This window comes from Pseudoalteromonas sp. T1lg88 (genome assembly GCF_002964765.1).
Lineage (GTDB): Bacteria > Pseudomonadota > Gammaproteobacteria > Enterobacterales > Alteromonadaceae > Pseudoalteromonas.
The window spans coordinates 58,906-77,499 of the sequence record NZ_PQCF01000018.1; the positions used below are offsets into that span (position 1 = coordinate 58,906).

Here is an 18,594-nt window from a genome sequence, read left to right on the forward strand (position 1 = left end):
GGTTAATGAGCGCATGAGTCTCAATTATTTGGATTTCGAACTGCCAATTGCCGAATTGGAAGCGAAGATTGAAGAGCTACGTCACGTCAGTCGAGCGGGCGAGCTGGATTTAGGGCTGGAAGAAGAAGTCGGTCGCCTAAAAGAGAAAAGTGTTGAACTAACTAATAAAATCTTTTCTGAACTAGGTGCCTGGCAGGTCTCTCAACTGGCTCGTCACCCCCTGCGTCCTTACACACGTGATTACATCGAGCGTATTTTTACCGAGTTCGACGAACTCGCGGGCGATCGTGCATTTGCAAACGATCCGGCCATTCTTGGTGGTGTAGCGCGTTTAGATGGTGAGCCGGTTATGGTTATCGGTCAGCAAAAAGGCCGTGACACAGCTGAAAAGATCAAACGTAACTTTGGTATGCCAAAGCCGGAAGGTTACCGTAAGGCCTTGCGCCTGATGGAAATGGCCGAGCGTTTTAAAATGCCAATTTTCACCTTTATCGACACTCCGGGTGCCTACCCAGGTGTAGGCGCGGAAGAGCGCGGTCAAAGTGAGGCCATCGCCCGTAACCTAAAAGTAATGGCAGCGTTGAAAGTACCAACCATCTGTACCGTGATCGGTGAAGGTGGTTCAGGTGGTGCCCTTGCTATTGGTGTGGGTGACCGCGTTAACATGCTGCAATACAGCACTTATTCGGTAATTTCTCCAGAAGGTTGTGCATCAATCCTATGGAAGAGTGCTGAGAAAGCACCATTGGCTGCTGAAGCCATGGGTGTAACCGCGCAGCGCGTTAAAGAGTTGGATTTGATCAACAACATTATCGAAGAGCCGTTAGGCGGCGCGCACCGCAACTACGATGCCATGGCCAAGAGCCTGAAGGCACAGCTTAAGCGTGACCTGGCCGACCTGCGTCAAAACAGCGTTGAAGAAATGCTGGACTTGCGCTACAAACGCTTAATGAGCTTCGGTTACTGTTAAGCAAAAAAGGCCGCTCAGTCGGCCTTTTTTAATGCCAGTCTAATATCGCCTAATGGCCAGCCTTATGTATACACGCTTTGCCACACAATTAGCACACCTCCTTAATGAGCTGCCCGACTGCCAAGGCTTGGCGGTTGCTCTGAGCGGCGGCCTCGATTCCATGGTGTTGCTTGAGCTTGCCCAGCGTTATGCCAAGGATAAGGGCATGCCCTTGTGCGCCATTCATATCCATCATGGTTTAAGTGCCAACGCCGATCATTGGCTGGCCTTTAGTGCCGAGCAATGTCGGATGCGTGGTATTGCCTTTTATAACGAGCGGGTTACGCTGTCGGATAAAACCAGGCTGGGCATTGAAGCCAAGGCGCGTCAGGCTCGTTATCAAGCCATGGATATGGCCTTGCCTGCAGGCTATGCGCTGCTTTTGGGTCAGCATAGTGACGACCAGGTAGAAACCTTCTTCCTGCGCTTGAAGCGTGGTGCCGGTCTCAAGGGACTTGGCGGCATGCAGGCGCTAAGCTACTGGCAACAACGTCCTTTACTTAGACCCTTACTGGGTATTAGTCGTAAGCAATTAGCGCACTATGTCGAAAGTCATGGCTTTGAGCATATTCACGACGAGTCCAATGATGACAGCCGCTTCGACCGTAACTTTCTGCGTAACCAGGTCTTGCCGCTACTTAACAAACGTTTCCCCGGCTTTAGCGCTAAGGTGGCGCAAACCACTGAGTTACTGCAACAGCAGCAGCACCTGCTTGATGAGATTGCCGCCCAAGACTTAACTCAATTGGCTGTTAATCCGCAGCAGCTAAGCCTGGCGCCATTAATGGCCTTAGGCGCGGCTCGTGCCAATAATGTGTTGCGCTACTGGCTGCAAAGCCATGATGTGGCCATGCCTTCGCAATTGCAGCTGCAAAGCCTGTGCGAGCAGCTGTTAAGTGCCCGTGCCGATAGTCAGCCGAGTTTATCGCTGCGCACTCATAGTGGCGCTGAGGTGAGTGTGCGTCGCTTTAATGAGCAGCTGTACTTGGTTGAAAACCAAGTCGAATTATTGGCACAGCAACTAAGTTGCCCGGGCGCCCATATCCTGAAAGATGCACGTGTTTTAACCTGTGAGCCGGGGCAGGGAGTCAGAGCGCCAAATGCCGATGAGCAGGTCTGGGTGCGCTTTGGTGTGCTTAATGCCCGTATTCGTCCACAGCACAAACCCTATGGCAATAAACTAAGTCACTGGCTCAAAGAGCTCAAGGTACCGCCCTGGGAGCGCCAACGTATCCCGCTTATTTTTTATGGCGATACCCTAGTGGCCGTGGTGGGTTACTTTTATAATTACGACTTTTTGGCACAACAAGGATTGCAATGGCAATTGAAACCAACTCTTCCCCAAAGCCCCCTCATGTAGGTTTATCTTTGGTGCAAAAAGCACCCTTGGCTACGCTGGTTACCTTGATTTTGCTGGCTGTGGTGGTCGGTGTTTATGGGCCAATGTGGTCTGTATTGGTGATTGCGCTTATTGCCGGCGTCGGTTGCGGTGTTTTGTTACTCGCTTATTGGCTGGGTAAGGGTGGCATCTATTTTATTCTTGGCTTGTTGGTGCCCTTGCTGGCCGTGATCTTCGCCGAGTTACCAAACTTTATTTCCCTGTTTCAGCTTATTTTGGCGTTCTTTTGTGGTTTTTGGTTGTCGTTATGGGCGCTTAAGCTCGTCAATGGCACGGCAGATAAACCCGGGGCGCCGTGATAGGTGTTACGAGCACTGAATTTGGCCTGTTCAGGCCATATCGGCGCGCTCAATATGTACCGCTGTGAATATTAACTTCGTCTAGCATTTCCATGCTAGAACTGTGCCTGTAATTCAAACTAGCCATAAAACAACGCCTTGCTATAGTTAGTGAAGGGTCATTGGTTGGTCGGGTGTTGACGTTACAGGAGCGCCATGCAGCAGCTGTTTATCGAAGTTATTGGCTTGTTAGTCAGCGCAGTGGTGCTGGTATGGCTGTTTAAACGCCTGGGTCTGCCGGTGATTCTCGCCTATCTGGTCACCGGAATTATGGCCGGTCCCCACGGTTTCGACTGGCTTGCCAGCGGCTCACAGATGCATGGCATTGCCGAGCTCGGCATCGTATTTCTGCTCTTTAGTCTAGGCCTAGAGTTCTCTTTTCCCCGCTTGTTGGCGATGCGCAATATCGTATTTGGCGTTGGTTTATTACAAGTGCTGGTGACCTCGAGCGTTTTCTTTTTCTGCCTGTGGTTATTTTCTTTCGATACCCTAAGTGCTTTTGCTGTGGCGACCCTGGTAGCATTGTCGTCTACCGCCGTGGTGGTGAAATGCCTTAAAGACAGCGGCCAGTTGCAAAAGCGTCGCGGCCAGTTGGCTGTGGGTGTCTTGTTATTTCAGGATCTGGCCGTGGTGCCCTTGCTGATCGCCATCCCTTTACTGGCAAACGACACGGAGCAATCGTTACTTTATAGCCTGGCCTTTGCGCTCGGCAAGGGCGCCTTGGTTTGCGCCTTGCTGTGGGCCATAGGCAAGTGGCTGTTGCCGCTTATCTTTAATGAAGTGGCGCGGATGCGCAATGAAGAGCTTTTTGTACTCACCACCTTGCTGGTAACCCTGTTCGCCGGTGGATTGACCTATTGGTTTGGTCTGTCCATGGCCCTGGGTGCCTTTTTGGCCGGTATGATGCTTGGTGAGAGCCAATACCGGCATCAATTGGAAAGCGATATACGCCCATTTCGCGACATTCTGATGGGCTTGTTTTTTGTTACCGTGGGCATGCAACTGAGCCTGCTTTATGTGTTCTCTAATCTGCATATAGTGCTTGCGGTGTTGGTGGCCATGATGTTGCTTAAATGGGTCATTTTAGCGCTGATAGCCCAGCTAATGGGGGAGCGTAAAACCGATGCCTTCAGTGCCGCCATCATGCTTTGTCAAATGGGTGAATTTGGCTTTGTGCTGGTGGCCTTGGCGAAAACCCATGGCATTTTGGCTACCGAGTTAGCGTCCTTGCTTATTGCTGTGGGCGTGTTGTCTATGGCTATCACCCCTTATCTGATCGACTGCGCGCCGCGCTGGGTGCACCGCCTCTTTGCAACTTCAAGCGAGCCGGATCAGATCAATTGTGTCGATGAGCGCCAGAGCGAACATGTGATCATTTGCGGTTCTGGTCGAGTCGGTCAAAATATCAGCCGTTTTTTACGTGCCGAAGCGCTGCCCTTTGTGGCCATAGACTTAGACCCCTACCTGGTTCAGCAAGGCCGTTTGGCCAATTATCCCTTGATGTTCGGCGATGCCACACAAAAGGGGATTCTCCAGCGTGCGGGCACCGCCAATGCGCGCCTCGTGGTGATCACCTTCACTGATCTGGCTAAGGTCAAATTAGTGACCGAGGTGATCAAAGAGGTTGCTCCTGAGGTTAAAATTTTAGCGCGGATGCCGGATGATGCGCACCTCGAAGAGCTCAAAGAATGCGGCGTCTCGGAAGTGGTGCCCGAGTCGCTGGAGGCGAGTCTAATGCTCTCTTCCCATGTTTTGTTTATGAGTGGCGTACCCATGAAGCGGATCCTACGGCGTGTGAGTCAGGAACGGGAAAATCGTTATTCCCTATTGCATAGCTTTTATATTAGCGATGAGGCCCTACACAGAGAGCTTCACAGCGACCGTTTAGAGTATCTGCATGTGATGGCCTTAGGGGATAACGCCTATGCTGTGGGTAAAACCATTGCCGAATTAAATCTGGGTCTGCGCCGGGTTAGTCTGGCGGCTATGCGCCGCCATGGTGAGGAAATTGACGACCCTTGCGCCGATACTGTTTTGCAAGGTCAGGATGTGCTGGTGCTTAAGGGCAAGCCGCGCAGGGTGGAGCGTGCCGAGCGTTACTTACTCAATGGTAGCGAAGCCTGATCAATTCATGCTTGAGCTAATCCAAACTCAAAAAGTGGCGCAGCTCGGGTAATTTATCGAGTCCGTCCTGGTAGCCGAGGTCGATCAAATGTTGGGTATAGCGTTTCTCAAAGAGCAGGTAGCTGGGTAAGCTTGACTCGCTGTAGCGCTTCACACCAAAGCCACGCAGTAACAAGCGAATGGCGAGGGGCATATCGTCGTAATATTCGCTGCTTATGGTATTAAAGTTGTGCGAGGGATTAATAACAAAGGTGTCGATATGCTTGAGCTCTTTGTGGTCTTCACGGTCTTTTAGCAGGCTTAGGGTACGGTTAATGCGTTCAACGCGTTCCAGATCTGCCAGCAGGGTATCGGCGAACACACTGTCTAGCAGGTGGCCGGCAATATGCGAGATACCCGGATAATGCGGGGCATACTTGCGGTTTTCATCTTTCGGGGCCTCGACACCGATAACAAAAATGCGATCGGCGCCAAGGTGAATGGCACTCGAAAGCGGTGACATTTGGTGGATGGAACCATCACCATAATATTGCTGTCGAATTCTTACACTGGGGAACACCACGGGGATGGCACTGGAGGCCATCAGGTGTTCCATATGGATACGGGTTTTTAGTCCCTGGCGTCTCACCCGTTGCCAGGGTTCGGCGTTATGGCTTTGAAAAAAGGTAATGGAATCGCCGTTACTGTAATTCGAAGCGGTGACCGCCAAGGCATCTATGATCCCGCGGTGAATATTGCGGTCGATGCGCTCCATAGGCAGGACGTCGGCCAGCAGGCGCCTAAGAGGCGCGTTATTAAACAGGCTGCCCGGGGCATGGTTGGCATGGCCGGAGCGAAAGCTGGTAAGTATGTTGCGAAGGATATGGCCAAAAACATGGGCAAAGTCACTGCGGTAGACGTCCGAGGTATGAAATTGGCTCCACACCGCATCAAGCTTGCGGCTGGCCAAGTGGGCACAGGACGCCCAGCAGCCTAATGCCACGGAATTGATTGCCCCGGCAGAGGTGCCGGTGATAATACGAAACGGTAGCGGGGCGGTACGCGGTAGGCTATGAGTGAGGGCCTTAAGCACCCCCACCTGATAAGCCGCACGAGCGCCACCGCCGCTTAAAAACAATGCTGTGCCTTTTTGACCGCAATTAGTTTGCTTTCGCATATTATTTGCACTTAAATGGAGACCTAGCTTTAATGTAAAAGATTCTTCAGTAAAAAGAAACGTATAGGCAAGCGCGTTGTCAATGTTGGCACTGCCACTGATGGCCACCGCCCTTGCTGAAACCGTGGTTATGTTAACGGAGCACCTATGAAAGAGCAGCCCCCCGAACAAGACACGAAAACACCGAACAGAAATACCCTGTTATTTGCCGCCATCGTTGTTGTGGTGTTGATGATTGTAGTGGTTATCGCCCTCAGTAATCAGCAGCAACCGACTGAGCCGGCACCTGTTGCCGAGCCCAAAGAGGTGGTTATTGAGCCGCAAGAGCCCGAACCCGAGTTAGAGCCGCAGCCAACCCCCGAGCCTGTTCAGCCCGAGACCGTTCAGCCAGAGCCTGAGCCGGTAATGGAAGAGCCCCTACCAAGCCTGGATGACAGCGATGCTGAGGTCAGCGAGCGGGTAGAGCAATCCTTGGCCGCCAGCAGTGCCGAACTATTGGTTAATGATGATTTAATCCGGCGCACAGTGGTGTTTGTTAATAACCTCGCCGCCGGTCGCGTTGCCACCAATCACTCGCCGGTGACTAATTGCAAGAGCCATTCAGCGTAGTTGAAGGCGATGTGCTGACCATGGACCCGCAAAGTTTTAAACGCTATGACCCTTATGTGGCCATTCTTACGGCCCTGGACAGCGAGCAGCTTTTGGCGCTTTATAAACGCTTCGAGCCACTCTTTGTCGAAGCCTATGGCGAAGTAGGTGAGCCGGGTACCAGCTTTGAGCAGCGTCTGGTGCAGGCCATCGACCTGGTACTGGCAACGCCGGAGATGACCACACAAATTCCGTTGTTGCGCGATTCAGTTACCTATAAGTATGCCTATTCAGAATGGGAAAACCTGCCGCCGGCGCAAAAGCAATTACTGCGCATGGGCCCGGAAAACGTGGCCAAGGTGAAAGGGGTGTTACGCGAGCTCCGCACCCAGCTTGATTAAATGCCGGTAATAAGAGAGTCGGTGGCATTGCCATTCGATTCTCGATAGCACAATAGCACAATAGCACAATAGCACAATAGCACAGAGGTGGGCTGGCCATCAGGCTGGCCCAATAGCCTAAACTCGTGCCTAACAGACAACCAACTGTTTGTTTACTAGGCAGTTAACCTGTATTTATTGGGCAATTCACGGATTTCCCTTGAATCTCACCGTTAAAGTCGGGATAATCCCTCCTGCGCCCAAAGAGGCCCACTATGGTGGCCTTATTGGTCCTCTCGCAACACTAGCATGTGAACCTGGTCAGGCCCGGAAGGGAGCAGCCACAGCGTGTGATGTGTGTGCCGAGATGTGGCTGGTAAGGCTACCACCCAAATTCCTCTTCTGTTGTTTGAAGTATAAGTTGACAAATTTGAAGTTAAAGTTGACATAAATTTGAACAATAAGTTGTCATAGTCTAATTTTTAGTCAGTGAGCTAAAAAAGAAAACGGCTATGTACCGACGCAAACTCAAACACTCCAGAGTAAAAAACCTTTTTAAGTTCGCCAGTCAAAAGAACAAGGCTACCTGTCTCGTCGAATCGGCATTAGAGTTCGATGCTTGTTTCCACTTCGAATATTCCCCAGCGATTGTTGCGTGTGAGGCTCAGCCTGTTGGCTTTAAATACGACTTTGAAGGCCGTACTTGCCCATATACACCTGATTTTCTATTAACTCATAGCGATGGCGCGCAAAAGTATATCGAGATAAAGCCAGTAAAGGAGCTTGCTGAAGAAGAGTGATCTTCACTGTGAACTGCCGAAAAGGCAGGGCTAGACATCAAACACCCCAGCAAATGCTGGGGTGTTTTCTTTAAAATACAGTGGTAATCTGAACAGTATCTAATGCTATGCAATTTGTCTGGGAGTTTTGTTATGAATGACGTTCAAATATTTGGATTGGCAATGTTATCACTAACAGTAGTCACCTTTGTTGTCGGCATGTACATTCTGGCAAAGCGAGTGAAAAAATAAGTGAGCTAACTTTAGCTTGTTGTATTCTAATCGTAATGGAAAGACCAGTGTTATATCTAGGATACGGTATATGGAGACATAAGCTTTAGAGTCGCACTTACAAAATTTTGTGTATGTTCTGGGTCGAATTCATCAATATTTATGGATTGAATTACCAGCCAACCGTCAACTAAAGCTGTTAATTGGTCACATAGCATTTTAGCACTAATATCCTTGCGAATTGCACCTTCCAATTGTCCTTGCTCGATGCTTAAAGTGAGAATTGACTTTAACTTTTCGTATTTTTTCAGTAGGTACCTGGCAAAGTTGGGCTCATTTCTAGCGTAAATCAACAACTCAGAAAAAACAGGGGCTGTGCTTTTACTCTCATTTTGCGCGCGCATTAACCAGTTATCTAATGTGTCTCTTATATCAAGGTATTTTCCATCGTTAATTAGTAACTGTTCATATTCTTCAAAAATAAAATCAGTAGCAGCGGTGATCATTTCTTCTTTGTTTTTGAAGTAATAGGTCATTGTCCCTGTTGAGCTGCCAACCTTCGCCGATACTTTACGCATAGAGGTTCCTCGATGGCCTTGTTCGCACAGTACCTCTATCACGGCTGACACCAGTTGCTTTCGTTTGGAATCGTGATCTCCTGCCGGGCGTCCTCTTTTTGCTTTGCCTTTGTTGTGACTGAACTCATTATTACTCATTTGGTGGTTAAACTCCTCTGGGTTAGTTGTTCCGCACAAATTCGATATTAGAAGCTAAATTTTCAAGCTTGAACATGAACTACAAAAACTAAAAAAACACACTCTCATTCGCTGTGCATCGACGCGCAATTTTTCCATAACGATATGTCCTGATGCAACACAATACGACTACGTACTGGCCGTGACATATGAACATATTCACAAGAGTCACATGGAATAATTTCTATCGAACTAAAGTTCATTCTTTGGCAATCGCTTATTTACACACCTTGATTAAATTAACATAACACATGTTGTGTTAATTGTGGTGATTATATTACAATCAGGTTTAAGGCAACTTGGCACAACTTCATTTACGGTTTAATTGTGCGGTATAGGGCCAGGCACTATGTTTATTAAAATTACTCAAGTCTAATTACTGGGAGTTCTCGATGAAAAATGTAACAAAGGGCAGTATGGTTGTGATGACCTTAATGTTGGCGGCCACGTTGCTGGGGTGTGATCAAAAGCAGCCAGAAGAAAGCACTCCTGTATCAAGACCTGTAAAAATTTATACGGTTGGTGGAGATATTGTACAAAACTCATCTCGCTATCCGGGAAGTGTATCCGCCGCGCTTGAGTCAACCCTCGCATTTGAGGTGCCTGGCAAGATTACTTCTCTTAAAATTAAAGAGGGTCAGACAGTTTCGGCTGGCCAAGTGTTAGCAAATCTAGATGCTCGAGACTATCAATCGCAGCTTGATAGCACAAAATCTAATAGGGACGCTGCGTTGGCTGATTTTGAGCGATACAAAAAAGCTCTCAAGGCGAATGCTGTCACCCCACAAGCATTTGATGAAGCTAAACGAAATTTAGAAGTAGCTCAGTCTGAATTCAGGCGCGCAAAGAAAGCCGTTGATGATACAACTCTAACAGCACCGTTTGCTGGTAGAGTGGTGAGTATTAATATTGACCAGTTTGACACGGTTCATGCAAAGCAACCTGTTCTTCAATTACACAGTGATTCCGCTTTCGAAATGGTCGTTGATGTTCCAGAAGCTGACTGGGCACAGGGAGAAAAAGTCAGTTCCGCCTCGGAAATTGATTTAAAGGATCAATTGTTTGTAACAGTTAGTGCTGCACCTAATGAAAAATTTCCGGGTGTTATTACTGAATTTTCTGGTGCCGCTGATGCGATCACCCGTACATACAAAGTCACTGTCGCCTTTTCAGTACCTGAGGATAGTATCGTCGGCTCAGGTATGACGGGCCATGTTTTGTATGAGCCTCTTAAATCCTCTTCCGGAAATAATGGACTTCAGGTTCCCGTTGATGCAATTGTGGGTGATGTAGATAACCAGTCTTTTGTTTGGCTCTACAATGCTGATGAGGGCATTGTTACAAAGCAACCCGTTATATTAGGCAGTGTTAGTTCGAACTGGGTGCAAATTGAGAGCGGTCTAGCCAAAGGCGACCAAATCGCTGTATCAGGCGTGCACAGCATGTTTGATGGGTTTCTAGTTCACCCGTTAGAGGATTAATCTCATGAATTTTGCCTCAGCCGCTATCGAAAAGAAAACCGTTACGCTCGTACTAACCATCGTTATGTTACTCGCCGGCTTAATGGTATTTAGTCAAATGAGTCGACTGGAAGACCCTGAGTTTACAATTAAAGAAGCCTTAGTCGTCACCCCTTATAGCGGAGCTTCCGCTGAAGAAGTTGAACAGGAAGTAACAGAACTTATCGAAAAAGCGGTTCAACAGCTCGGAGAGTTAGATAAAGTTACATCCAAGTCAGAGCGTGGATTATCAACGATTACTGTTTCAATCAAAGAGCAGTACAACAGTGAGACTCTCCCCCAGGTATGGAATAAGCTCAGGCAAAAAGTAAGCGATGTTCAACGGTACCTCCCACCTGGAGCTGGAACATCGTTTGTTATGGACGATTATGGTGACGTGTACAGTGTATTTATGGTTGTAACTGGAGACGGTTACACCTACCGCGAACTAAAATCGTATGTTGATGACCTGCAGCAAAAATTACTGCAAGTGAAAGGGGTTGGCAAAATCAATACGTTTGGTGAGCGTAGTGAAGCAATCTACATTGAGTTCAATAGAGATCGGTTAGCCCAGTTAGGTTTGTCCCCGGAGCGGATAACACATCAACTAAGCAGTAAAGGCATTGTAGTTGATGCAGGTAATGTACAAGTAGGTAGAGCTAATGTTGCCATTACACCAACGGGTGGCTTTAGTCAGGTTGAAGATTTTAATTACCTGTTGATTTCTGACGGTTCGAGTAAACAGTTTTATCTACGAGACATTGCCAACGTGCGTCGTGGTTATGTTGAACCTGCTACACAACATATTCACTTCGATGGGAAAGAAGGGATAGGCCTTGGTATTTCTACTGTCTCTGGCGGCAATGTTGTTGATATGGGGGAAGCGATATTAGATAAACTGGATGAACTCAAGGGGCAACGTCCTGCAGGAATAGAATTTGGTTATGTATCTTTGCAATCAAAAGCAGTTACAGAAGCGATTTCAGGCTTCGTTACAAGCCTTGTGGAGGCAGTGATTATCGTGATCGCTGTACTACTTCTGTTTATGGGGTTAAGGAGCGGTTTGCTGATTGGTTTTGTATTGGTTTTGACCATTGCGGGTTCATTTATTTTTCTTGAACCAATGGGAGTTGCGCTTGAGCGAATTTCTCTCGGAGCGCTCATTATCGCGCTAGGCATGCTAGTTGATAATGCAATAGTAGTTGTCGATGGTGTGCTTGTTCGAATGCAAAAGGGAGAAAAAGCATCTAGTGCTGCAGTTAAAGTTGTTAATCAGTCTGCTTGGCCTTTGCTCGCTGCAACTTTGATAGCAATTTTAGCTTTTGCAGCCATTGGTACCTCAAACGATGCTACAGGTGAATATTGCCGCTCTCTTTTTCAGGTCGTGTTGGTGTCATTGCTTCTTAGCTGGGTTACAGCAGTAACCGTCACCCCAGTTCTGTGTGTTATGTTCTTAAAAGCACCAAAGGAGAGTGATAGAAAATCTGAGCCATATGGAGGAGCTTTTTATATCGGCTATAGAATGCTACTGAGACGCTGTATTCGCCACCGTTATATTAGTTCTGCATCGGTAGTCGGTATATTTGCATTTGCGTTGTGGGGATTTTCATTTGTAGAGCAAAGTTTCTTCCCAAGCTCAACAAGAGCACAGTTTATGGTTGATATGTGGCTTCCACAAGGCAGTCATATTGTCGAAACCCAGAAGAGTGCCAAAAAGGTCGAGTCTTATTTAAATGCACAGCCAAATGTAACACACGTTACAACGACAGTAGGCGAAGGTGCTCTGAGGTTTTTACTGACTTATCAGCCTGTGCAACCAAATAGTAGCTACGCCCAGTTTCTTGTAGATGTTGATGACTACAAAAAAATACCCGATCTTATGTCAACGGTAGAATCCCAGCTTTCTGAAAAGCATCCTGATGCATTGATTTACGCATCCCCCTTTGAATTGGGTACTGGCGGAACCGGTAAAATTCAAGCGCGTATAAGTGGGCCTGACTCAGACCAACTAAGGAGCATTGCTAATGAAGTAAAGCAGGTGTTTTCATCCGACCCGAATACAAAGGCCATTCGAACGGACTGGCGACAAAAAGTGAAGGTAATAAAAGCTGTTTTAATAGAAGAGCAAGCTAACTTGAATGGCATTACGCGGCCTATGGTAGCGGAGGCAATTCGGGAATCATATGATGGGGTATTAACGGGGGTATTTCGTGAGCAAGATCTGTTATTGCCGATCATTGTTAGGGCGGATGACAGTATTAGAGAAGATGCTTACAACTTAGGTAATATCCAAATATGGAGTCCTGTTGCGCAGAAAATGGTGCCTATCCGTCAAGTTGTACAGTCTTTTGAAACGGTTTTTGAAGATGGTTTAATCTATAGGCGAAATAGAGAACGTACGATCACTGTCATAGCAGACCCAAGTTCAGGAAATGCAGTCGAGCTCTTTAACCGGTTGAAACCAGAAGTAGAGAAAATACAGCTACCAAAAGGTTATAGTTTAGAATGGGGCGGTGAACATGAGGAATCTAAAAAAGCGGAGCAAGGCCTGGCAGTATCAATCCCTATTTTTGTTCTTGCAATGATTTTGCTTACCGTAGTGATGTTTAACTCTTTACGCCAAACGCTCGTGATATGGTTATGTGTTCCGTTGGCTGTTATAGGTGTAACTGTTGGTTTGTTGGTTACAAGTCAGCCTTTCGGGTTTATGGCCCTACTTGGCTTTTTAAGTCTAATTGGAATGTTGATTAAGAACGCGATCGTCCTGGTAGAGGAGATAAACCTTGAACAAAGCCAAGGTAAGGATTTATTAAATTCTATTGTAGATTCTGGTTGCAGTCGATTACGTCCAGTTGCTATGGCTGCATTAACTACCGCTTTAGGCATGATCCCATTGATATTCGATGCATTCTTCGTTTCAATGGCAATCACTATTATTGGTGGTTTAATATTTGCAACGATTTTGACAATGGTGGTTTTGCCAATCTTGTATGCTTTGATATTCAGAGCACCGAGTGAGAGCTAAAGCTTAAAAAAGCCGCAGGAAACCTGCGGCTTTTTTTGTGTAATAATTAAGCTTGTAAGTTATGTAAATTACACCGGAAAGCAATCTCTTACCTGAACGTTCACCGTCCGCTTTTAGCACTATGTGAACTGCGGCTGTGAGCAAAAACGGACTGGCGGACAAACTCGTTTTTGGACAGAAATGAGTTAGAGTATTTATTCGGTAACGCCAAGCTTTGGGGCGGCTGAAGCGCAGCGTAAGCCGTCCCAGCCGCGATAGCGGCGATAACAGCGCCTTGTTAGAAAACCTTACCACGTTACATCTACTACGATTTTTCCATTCGCATCGCGCTGTTCAACTGATTGGGTGCGATTGAAGCCTTTAATTGAAGTGTGATCCGTATGGACTACAGAGCCTACTTTGTTCCCGCTTGAATCCAAAACTGCATATGTCCAGATATCGGTCTCAGCCATAGTACCTTTTGAACGATGGCTTTCTTGCTTTAAGGTTTCGCCTGGATTCAACTTGATTCTATCTTTCAATGCTCGATCTCCATTGGTTTTCTAACAGCTTATTAGTGAGACCTTGCAAGGTATGCTACCTCGTAAGGTAGGAGATTACCTATGTATAGACAAACTAATAAAGCTTCAAAAAATTATCGTAAATCATACACTAATCGAAAATTTGATATAGAACAAGAAAGCTTTGTAGAGCCACAAAATATTCCTGAACTAAGAAGAATAATCGAAATCACCGATTACGATAGTGGTGAACCCATTACTCATAAGCTTGAACTTTATAAAACTGATCGGATCGATTGTTATAAAGTTTTGGTCGACGGAAAGCTTTGGAAAAAGCGTATTGGTTGGAGCAACATCTTGGCAGGAATTAGAAAAGCCCTCCCTAGAGTAGCTAGAGAGTGACAGTCCGTTTTACTCTAAGCCGCCCTTAGAGCATTCACCTTAACTCGTTTTGGGGCAGAAACGAGTTACGTGTGAAGGTCCGCTTTTGGCATAAAAGGGGACGCACGAGTGGCTATATTAGGAAAGTAAGGAACTTTTTGTCATCTTTTACTTCAAATTTATGTCAGCTTATACTTCCATAACATCTATATAGAGCTGAGGAGTAGGGAGTGTACTATGTCAACTTATACTTCAAACTACATCTTCTTTGAAATCTTTCTGAAATCTACTCTCTTTCTACACTTACTATGTAAATTAATTTGCAGCTGATATCCGATCCCGCATTGGCCGGAGTCAGGCTAGAAGTAAATAATCAGACCATATTAATTTTAACTGCCGAAAAGGCAGGGTAAATAATCAACTGCTCCATAACTTTGTAGGGGCACTTTTTCCTGAAGCTTTTCCTTTTGTCTCTCTTCAAAACTGAATTGATGAATTTCGGATATTAGCTTATGAGTGATAGTTTGAAGATATTTGGATTGAAAGTGACCTTTCCCCTGAATTAGTACCATTCATTCAATGAGATAATGCAAATGCTCTAAGGGAGGCTTTGAGCGAAAAGCTGACCTTCATCCTTCCACATAAATTACTGTTTATATATCCATAATCGATGAGTTTCTCCCATAGTCAGGAAAACGATCCAATGGGTCGTTTTTGTCGTGTCCACGTTTATAGCAACGTAGCGTAACTTCAATGCTGGCAAGCACTTCCTAAGTTTGCTATCAATGGTCATAGGACAAAAGCGAGACAGATTGCGGCAGAAAAACGACCCAATCGCTCGATATTAAATTGTTATGTGTTTCAAGCTGAACATCATGGACAAAGTTGTTTTGAAAAAATACGTTGGTTTAATCAGCAATATATTTTTGGCTTGCATAGTAGTTGTGTACTTAATACTGATCTTCAAAGCGCGGGAGGAGTTTAGTTTTACTCTACTAGCAGTGCTATTGGGTCTGGGGTTAATCGCAATTGTCACGTTAGCTAAATCAACGATTAGTAAAAAAAATAATGGTAAAAACACATAACAAGGCGCTGTTGTTGCCACTATCGTGGCTGGGACGGCTTACGCTGCGCTTCAGCCGCCCCAAAGCTTTGCGTTAGGTACAATACGAAAAGTTTGAAATCGAGCCAGCAATATCTAAGGTTTACTGGCGCTTATTGTTATTAGTTTTGAGCTAATTTAACTCTGATTTTGGTCTTAGCTACCGTTGAAAGGTGTAATTTTTCAATGGCTGTTTTTGCTTCGCTTTCGTCAGGCATTTCAACAAACGCGAAGCCTTTTGATTGACCAGTTTCTTGGTCTAAAACTAGATTGCACTCAGTTACAGTGCCGAAAGTGGAAAATAGAATACGAATGTCATGTTCCGATGTTTTACGCTCTAAATTGCGAACTAAAAGTTTCATAGTGGTTGCCTAATATAAAATGCGAGCTAAGTGTGGCAGGTAACGGTTAACAAACCAAGTTATTGATAACTTACCTTGAAAAAATTGTACCTAACAAAATGTTTAAGGCAGATTCGCAACGCGTGGCATTTTAGTCCAATTTGAGTTTTGTGTTTACGGTGCAATGGGTTAGGTGGTAGCGTTGCTCACTACTTAACGCGGCGTTCTCACCGTCCGCTTTTGGCACAAAAGAGTCATCCGAAGGTCATTATTGGGACAGGGGAAAGTTTTTGTCATCTTTTACTTCACTAATACCTCTGAAGTGCCTGAAATTGGCATGGGCTTTATGACAACTTTCACTTCAAACAACCGAACCCTACTCGAATAAGGTCTAAGATTAATTACAAACACCTTTAGTAAAAACCAATAAATAATGGGGGCGCGAAAAAGGATATGAAATGTCCAGAGTGTGATTACACAGAAATTAAGTATTGGGATGTACTAAGTAAGCCTAGGAAGTTACGTTGCCCTCAATGTAATACTTCCATTGGTACCCACTCACTTATCTATTTTATTTTTTTGCTTAGTGTCATTTCTCCAGTTTTTATACTCGATTTCTTTCCAACGTGTGACCCTTTATTGCTGGATATACTTATTATATTGCCTTTGCTGGTGGGTGGGTTTACTGGCTATTTCTTGGTATGGGTGTTGCCTCTACTCAACAAGGATAAAATGGCTTACAAACTCCAGGAGATTATATTTTGGTCAATTATGGTGTTTGTTGTTGTGTATGCCTTCGTTGGATAATTCCTTGTTGTGTTAATTTCAACGCTTCTATCAATACGAATTGCTGTGTGAACTGTGTTTAAGCTCAACCCAAGTAAGGGTAGGGCATGCTCTATGCAAAAGTCTTAAAAATATTTTCACCCCTTTTTATACCCCCATGCGTTTTCTTAGTAAGCACCTTACTTGTCAGGGTGTCAGTTTTTAAGGGGAAAGAGCATGGAAAATACATTGAATATTACTCATGGCGCTCACCAGAGTGGCACATACGAACCGGGTTTTGAGCCCAGCCATAATCTGATTGCACCAGGTTTTAAGGCGGTTGCCTTTGCCTTAGCCGCTGCGGCGATCACTTTGGCGACCTTTAGCTTTATGGTGTCGCTGTTGACCGCAGAGCAACGTGCGCCCGTTGAGGTGTTTGACGATGTCATTGTGGAAATCATGGAGCCGCCCAAGCACACCGAGGTGATCAAAAAAGCCAAGCCGGTGCCACCTAAGGTTGAGCCAAGGCCAGAATCAAGACCAAGCCTGGTTGCCGACCCAGGTGGTGAGGTGCTGACGTTAGCGCCGACCTTGCCGGATGTGGGCACCGAGATGTCGGATTTGGGGGAGTTTTCATCCATGTCTCGCGATACCGCCATGCCCTTGGTGCGGGTACCGCCGCAATATCCAGCGACCGCCGCCCGTGAGGGGATCGAAGGTTATGTCATACTTAGCTATGATATTTCCCCAACCGGTCAGGTTATCAATGCTAAGGTAATTAGCGCCGAGCCCAAGCGGATTTTTGATCGTGAGGCCCTTAAGGCGCTGAGTAAATGGAAGTTTAGCCCTAAGGTTGTGGAGGGTGTGGCTAGGAGCCAGCCCAATCAACAGGTAAGATTAGACTTTAACTTGCAAAATTAGTCGCCTAGGGCGCCACCCTGGATTTGAGCCTAGGGTGTCGCCGATTTAAGGAGTAAAGATGCTAAAAGCGGTTGCCACACGGATATTTGCGCCCCTGTCGCCAAACTATAGCCACTATAGTGATGAGCAGTTGGCGCAACTGGCCGCCGACAGCGCCAAGGCACGGGATGTCTTGGTGCTCAGGCTAAGCGACGATGTGCTGTATTTTTTGCAGGCCCAGTTAGTGTCCTTAAGTGAGGATAGCCATACGCGGCGGCAATTGGCGCTCGATTTATTGCATGAGGTGTGGTTGCGCTGGTTGGCCCAGCCACAACGCTTTAGTCCGCAACAGCAGGGCAGCTTTAAGGCCTGGTTATTTAGCCTGGCCCGCAATCAGGTGATTGATTATGCCCGCAGGCAAAAGCGTCATCTACCGGTAGAAGAATGTCTGCAGGAGCCTAATTTGCACCTCGACGCCCAGCATATAGAGGGACTGATCATGGCCGCCACCGAGCAGCAATTAACAGCGGCGATAGCAGACTTGCCGCACTTACAACGCGAGGCCTTAACCTTGCAACTCGAGGGTTTTAGTTTGCAAGAAATTGCCCAGATCACCGCCAGCGCCCAAGAGAGTGTAAAAACCCGATTGCGCTATGCACGCGCAAAAATCGCCGCCACCATGGTCAAAGGAGCACAGTAATGGCAAACCGCGGATCAGACAAACTGGCCCAATGGCAGCAACAACAAAAACAACAAAGCGGCCTGCAGGCACAGGAGAAAAAAGCCTTGTTGTCGGCTCTCAATTCGAGCCCCCGTAATCGTCGTAGCTGGTGGCATCAGGGTCAGTGGCTGATGGCCTGTGTGGCCTTATTTACCTTAGTGTCGGTAACCTGGCAGGCGGCAAAGCAAGAGCATGCCCCCCTGTATAGCGTTGAGAGTTATACGCGCATGGAAATCTTTGATATCGCCGATGGCGAGCAACGCATGCGTATCAGCGACACGGTACCGGCGCAACTGGGCAGCATAGAGCAGGCCGAGCTGCAGCTGGCCAGTCAGCTGCGGGTGCAACACCAGGCCTATGCGCTTGACCAAGAGCAGGAGCCGGTTCGTTTAGTGCGTTTAGTGCAAAATAAGGGCGATTGGTTGTTGGCCGATTGCCGGCAACAGGTGTTGATCGCCTTGAGCTCGGAACTGTTGAAGCGGGTAGGGCACCCGGCGGCGCAACTGCAGTCTGGCGCTCTGTTGGCCTTGTCTTTTGACAGTAACGGTCAGCTGGTGGCAATACAGGGAGCGGGCAAGCATCAGCAGTGCTGAGGTAAGAG

At 46.8% G+C, this 18,594-nt stretch carries 17 protein-coding genes and 1 other RNA gene; 14 read left to right on the top strand and 4 right to left on the bottom strand.

Going from position 1 to position 18,594, the window contains the following annotated elements:
• The first annotated feature begins 13 nt into the window (after nt 1-13).
• From accA to C2M34_RS06745, 4 genes are all read left to right on the top strand, one after another.
• On the top strand, nt 14-970 hold the full coding sequence (accA, locus tag C2M34_RS06730) for an acetyl-CoA carboxylase carboxyl transferase subunit alpha (RefSeq protein ID WP_105200518.1): 957 nt from the start codon (nt 14-16) through the stop codon (nt 968-970).
• Nucleotides 971-1,034: 64 nt separating this feature from the next.
• Complete coding sequence (tilS, locus tag C2M34_RS06735; protein WP_158681402.1) at nt 1,035-2,369, top strand: tRNA lysidine(34) synthetase TilS; 1,335 nt, start codon at nt 1,035-1,037, stop codon at nt 2,367-2,369.
• Nucleotides 2,370-2,380: 11 nt separating this feature from the next.
• A complete protein-coding gene (locus tag C2M34_RS06740; RefSeq protein ID WP_233999556.1) occupies nt 2,381-2,707 on the top strand; it encodes a hypothetical protein in 327 nt (108 codons plus the stop codon).
• 195 nt (nt 2,708-2,902) lie between these two features.
• Nucleotides 2,903-4,870, top strand: a complete 1,968-nt coding sequence (locus C2M34_RS06745) for a monovalent cation:proton antiporter family protein (protein WP_105258384.1) — start codon at nt 2,903-2,905, stop codon at nt 4,868-4,870.
• Between the two features lie 16 nt (nt 4,871-4,886).
• Here the strand turns inward: C2M34_RS06745 and C2M34_RS06750 are convergent, their stop codons facing one another.
• Nucleotides 4,887-6,026, bottom strand: coding sequence for a patatin-like phospholipase family protein (locus C2M34_RS06750; protein WP_105258437.1), 1,140 nt, complete (start codon nt 6,024-6,026; stop codon nt 4,887-4,889).
• A gap of 147 nt (nt 6,027-6,173) precedes the next feature.
• On the opposite strand from C2M34_RS06750, the gene C2M34_RS06755 reads away from it, so the two are divergent.
• The 4 genes from C2M34_RS06755 to C2M34_RS06770 all read left to right on the top strand — a co-directional run bounded on the left by C2M34_RS06755 (nt 6,174) and on the right by C2M34_RS06770 (nt 7,794).
• Nucleotides 6,174-6,635, top strand: coding sequence for a hypothetical protein (locus C2M34_RS06755; RefSeq protein ID WP_105258385.1), 462 nt, complete (start codon nt 6,174-6,176; stop codon nt 6,633-6,635).
• Nucleotides 6,614-7,015: a DUF3014 domain-containing protein gene (locus C2M34_RS06760; RefSeq protein WP_158681403.1), complete on the top strand. Its 402-nt coding sequence runs from the start codon at nt 6,614-6,616 to the stop codon at nt 7,013-7,015. The genes C2M34_RS06755 and C2M34_RS06760 overlap by 22 nt, the downstream gene beginning before the upstream one ends.
• Nucleotides 7,016-7,279: 264 nt before the next feature.
• Nucleotides 7,280-7,376, top strand: an RNA gene (gene ffs, locus C2M34_RS06765) — signal recognition particle sRNA small type.
• Between the two features lie 130 nt (nt 7,377-7,506).
• On the top strand, nt 7,507-7,794 hold the full coding sequence (locus tag C2M34_RS06770) for a TnsA endonuclease N-terminal domain-containing protein (RefSeq protein WP_105258387.1): 288 nt from the start codon (nt 7,507-7,509) through the stop codon (nt 7,792-7,794).
• Nucleotides 7,795-8,081: 287 nt separating this feature from the next.
• Here the strand turns inward: C2M34_RS06770 and C2M34_RS06775 are convergent, their stop codons facing one another.
• Nucleotides 8,082-8,720 (bottom strand): TetR/AcrR family transcriptional regulator, encoded by a 639-nt coding sequence (locus C2M34_RS06775; RefSeq protein WP_105258388.1) that lies wholly within the window; start codon nt 8,718-8,720, stop codon nt 8,082-8,084.
• A gap of 431 nt (nt 8,721-9,151) precedes the next feature.
• On the opposite strand from C2M34_RS06775, the gene C2M34_RS06780 reads away from it, so the two are divergent.
• Together C2M34_RS06780 and C2M34_RS06785 are read left to right on the top strand one after the other, a co-directional pair.
• Nucleotides 9,152-10,240, top strand: coding sequence for an efflux RND transporter periplasmic adaptor subunit (locus C2M34_RS06780; protein WP_105258389.1), 1,089 nt, complete (start codon nt 9,152-9,154; stop codon nt 10,238-10,240).
• 4 nt (nt 10,241-10,244) lie between these two features.
• Complete coding sequence (locus C2M34_RS06785; protein ID WP_105258390.1) at nt 10,245-13,283, top strand: efflux RND transporter permease subunit; 3,039 nt, start codon at nt 10,245-10,247, stop codon at nt 13,281-13,283.
• A 287-nt stretch (nt 13,284-13,570) separates the two neighbouring features.
• Here the strand turns inward: C2M34_RS06785 and C2M34_RS06790 are convergent, their stop codons facing one another.
• Complete coding sequence (locus C2M34_RS06790; protein ID WP_046520085.1) at nt 13,571-13,804, bottom strand: hypothetical protein; 234 nt, start codon at nt 13,802-13,804, stop codon at nt 13,571-13,573.
• Nucleotides 13,805-13,885: 81 nt separating this feature from the next.
• Here C2M34_RS06790 and C2M34_RS06795 point away from each other — a divergent pair, with 81 nt between their 5' ends.
• Nucleotides 13,886-14,185, top strand: coding sequence for a hypothetical protein (locus C2M34_RS06795; protein ID WP_105258391.1), 300 nt, complete (start codon nt 13,886-13,888; stop codon nt 14,183-14,185).
• Nucleotides 14,186-15,388: 1,203 nt separating this feature from the next.
• Here the strand turns inward: C2M34_RS06795 and C2M34_RS06810 are convergent.
• Nucleotides 15,389-15,628 carry an RNA recognition motif domain-containing protein gene (locus C2M34_RS06810; protein ID WP_105200510.1) on the bottom strand — a complete coding sequence of 80 codons (240 nt, stop codon included), beginning with the start codon at nt 15,626-15,628 and terminating at the stop codon, nt 15,389-15,391.
• Between the two features lie 981 nt (nt 15,629-16,609).
• Here C2M34_RS06810 and C2M34_RS06820 point away from each other — a divergent pair.
• Genes C2M34_RS06820 through C2M34_RS06830 form a run of 3 tightly spaced genes read left to right on the top strand, consistent with a single transcriptional unit; the run spans nt 16,610 to nt 18,586 of the window.
• Nucleotides 16,610-17,293: an energy transducer TonB gene (locus C2M34_RS06820; RefSeq protein ID WP_105258394.1), complete on the top strand. Its 684-nt coding sequence runs from the start codon at nt 16,610-16,612 to the stop codon at nt 17,291-17,293.
• Between the two features lie 58 nt (nt 17,294-17,351).
• A complete protein-coding gene (locus C2M34_RS06825) occupies nt 17,352-17,972 on the top strand; it encodes an RNA polymerase sigma factor (protein ID WP_105190773.1) in 621 nt (206 codons plus the stop codon).
• Entirely contained in the window at nt 17,972-18,586 is a 615-nt protein-coding gene (locus C2M34_RS06830; RefSeq protein ID WP_105258395.1) for a hypothetical protein, read from the top strand. The genes C2M34_RS06825 and C2M34_RS06830 overlap by 1 nt, the downstream gene beginning before the upstream one ends.
• Nucleotides 18,587-18,594 lie beyond the last annotated feature (8 nt).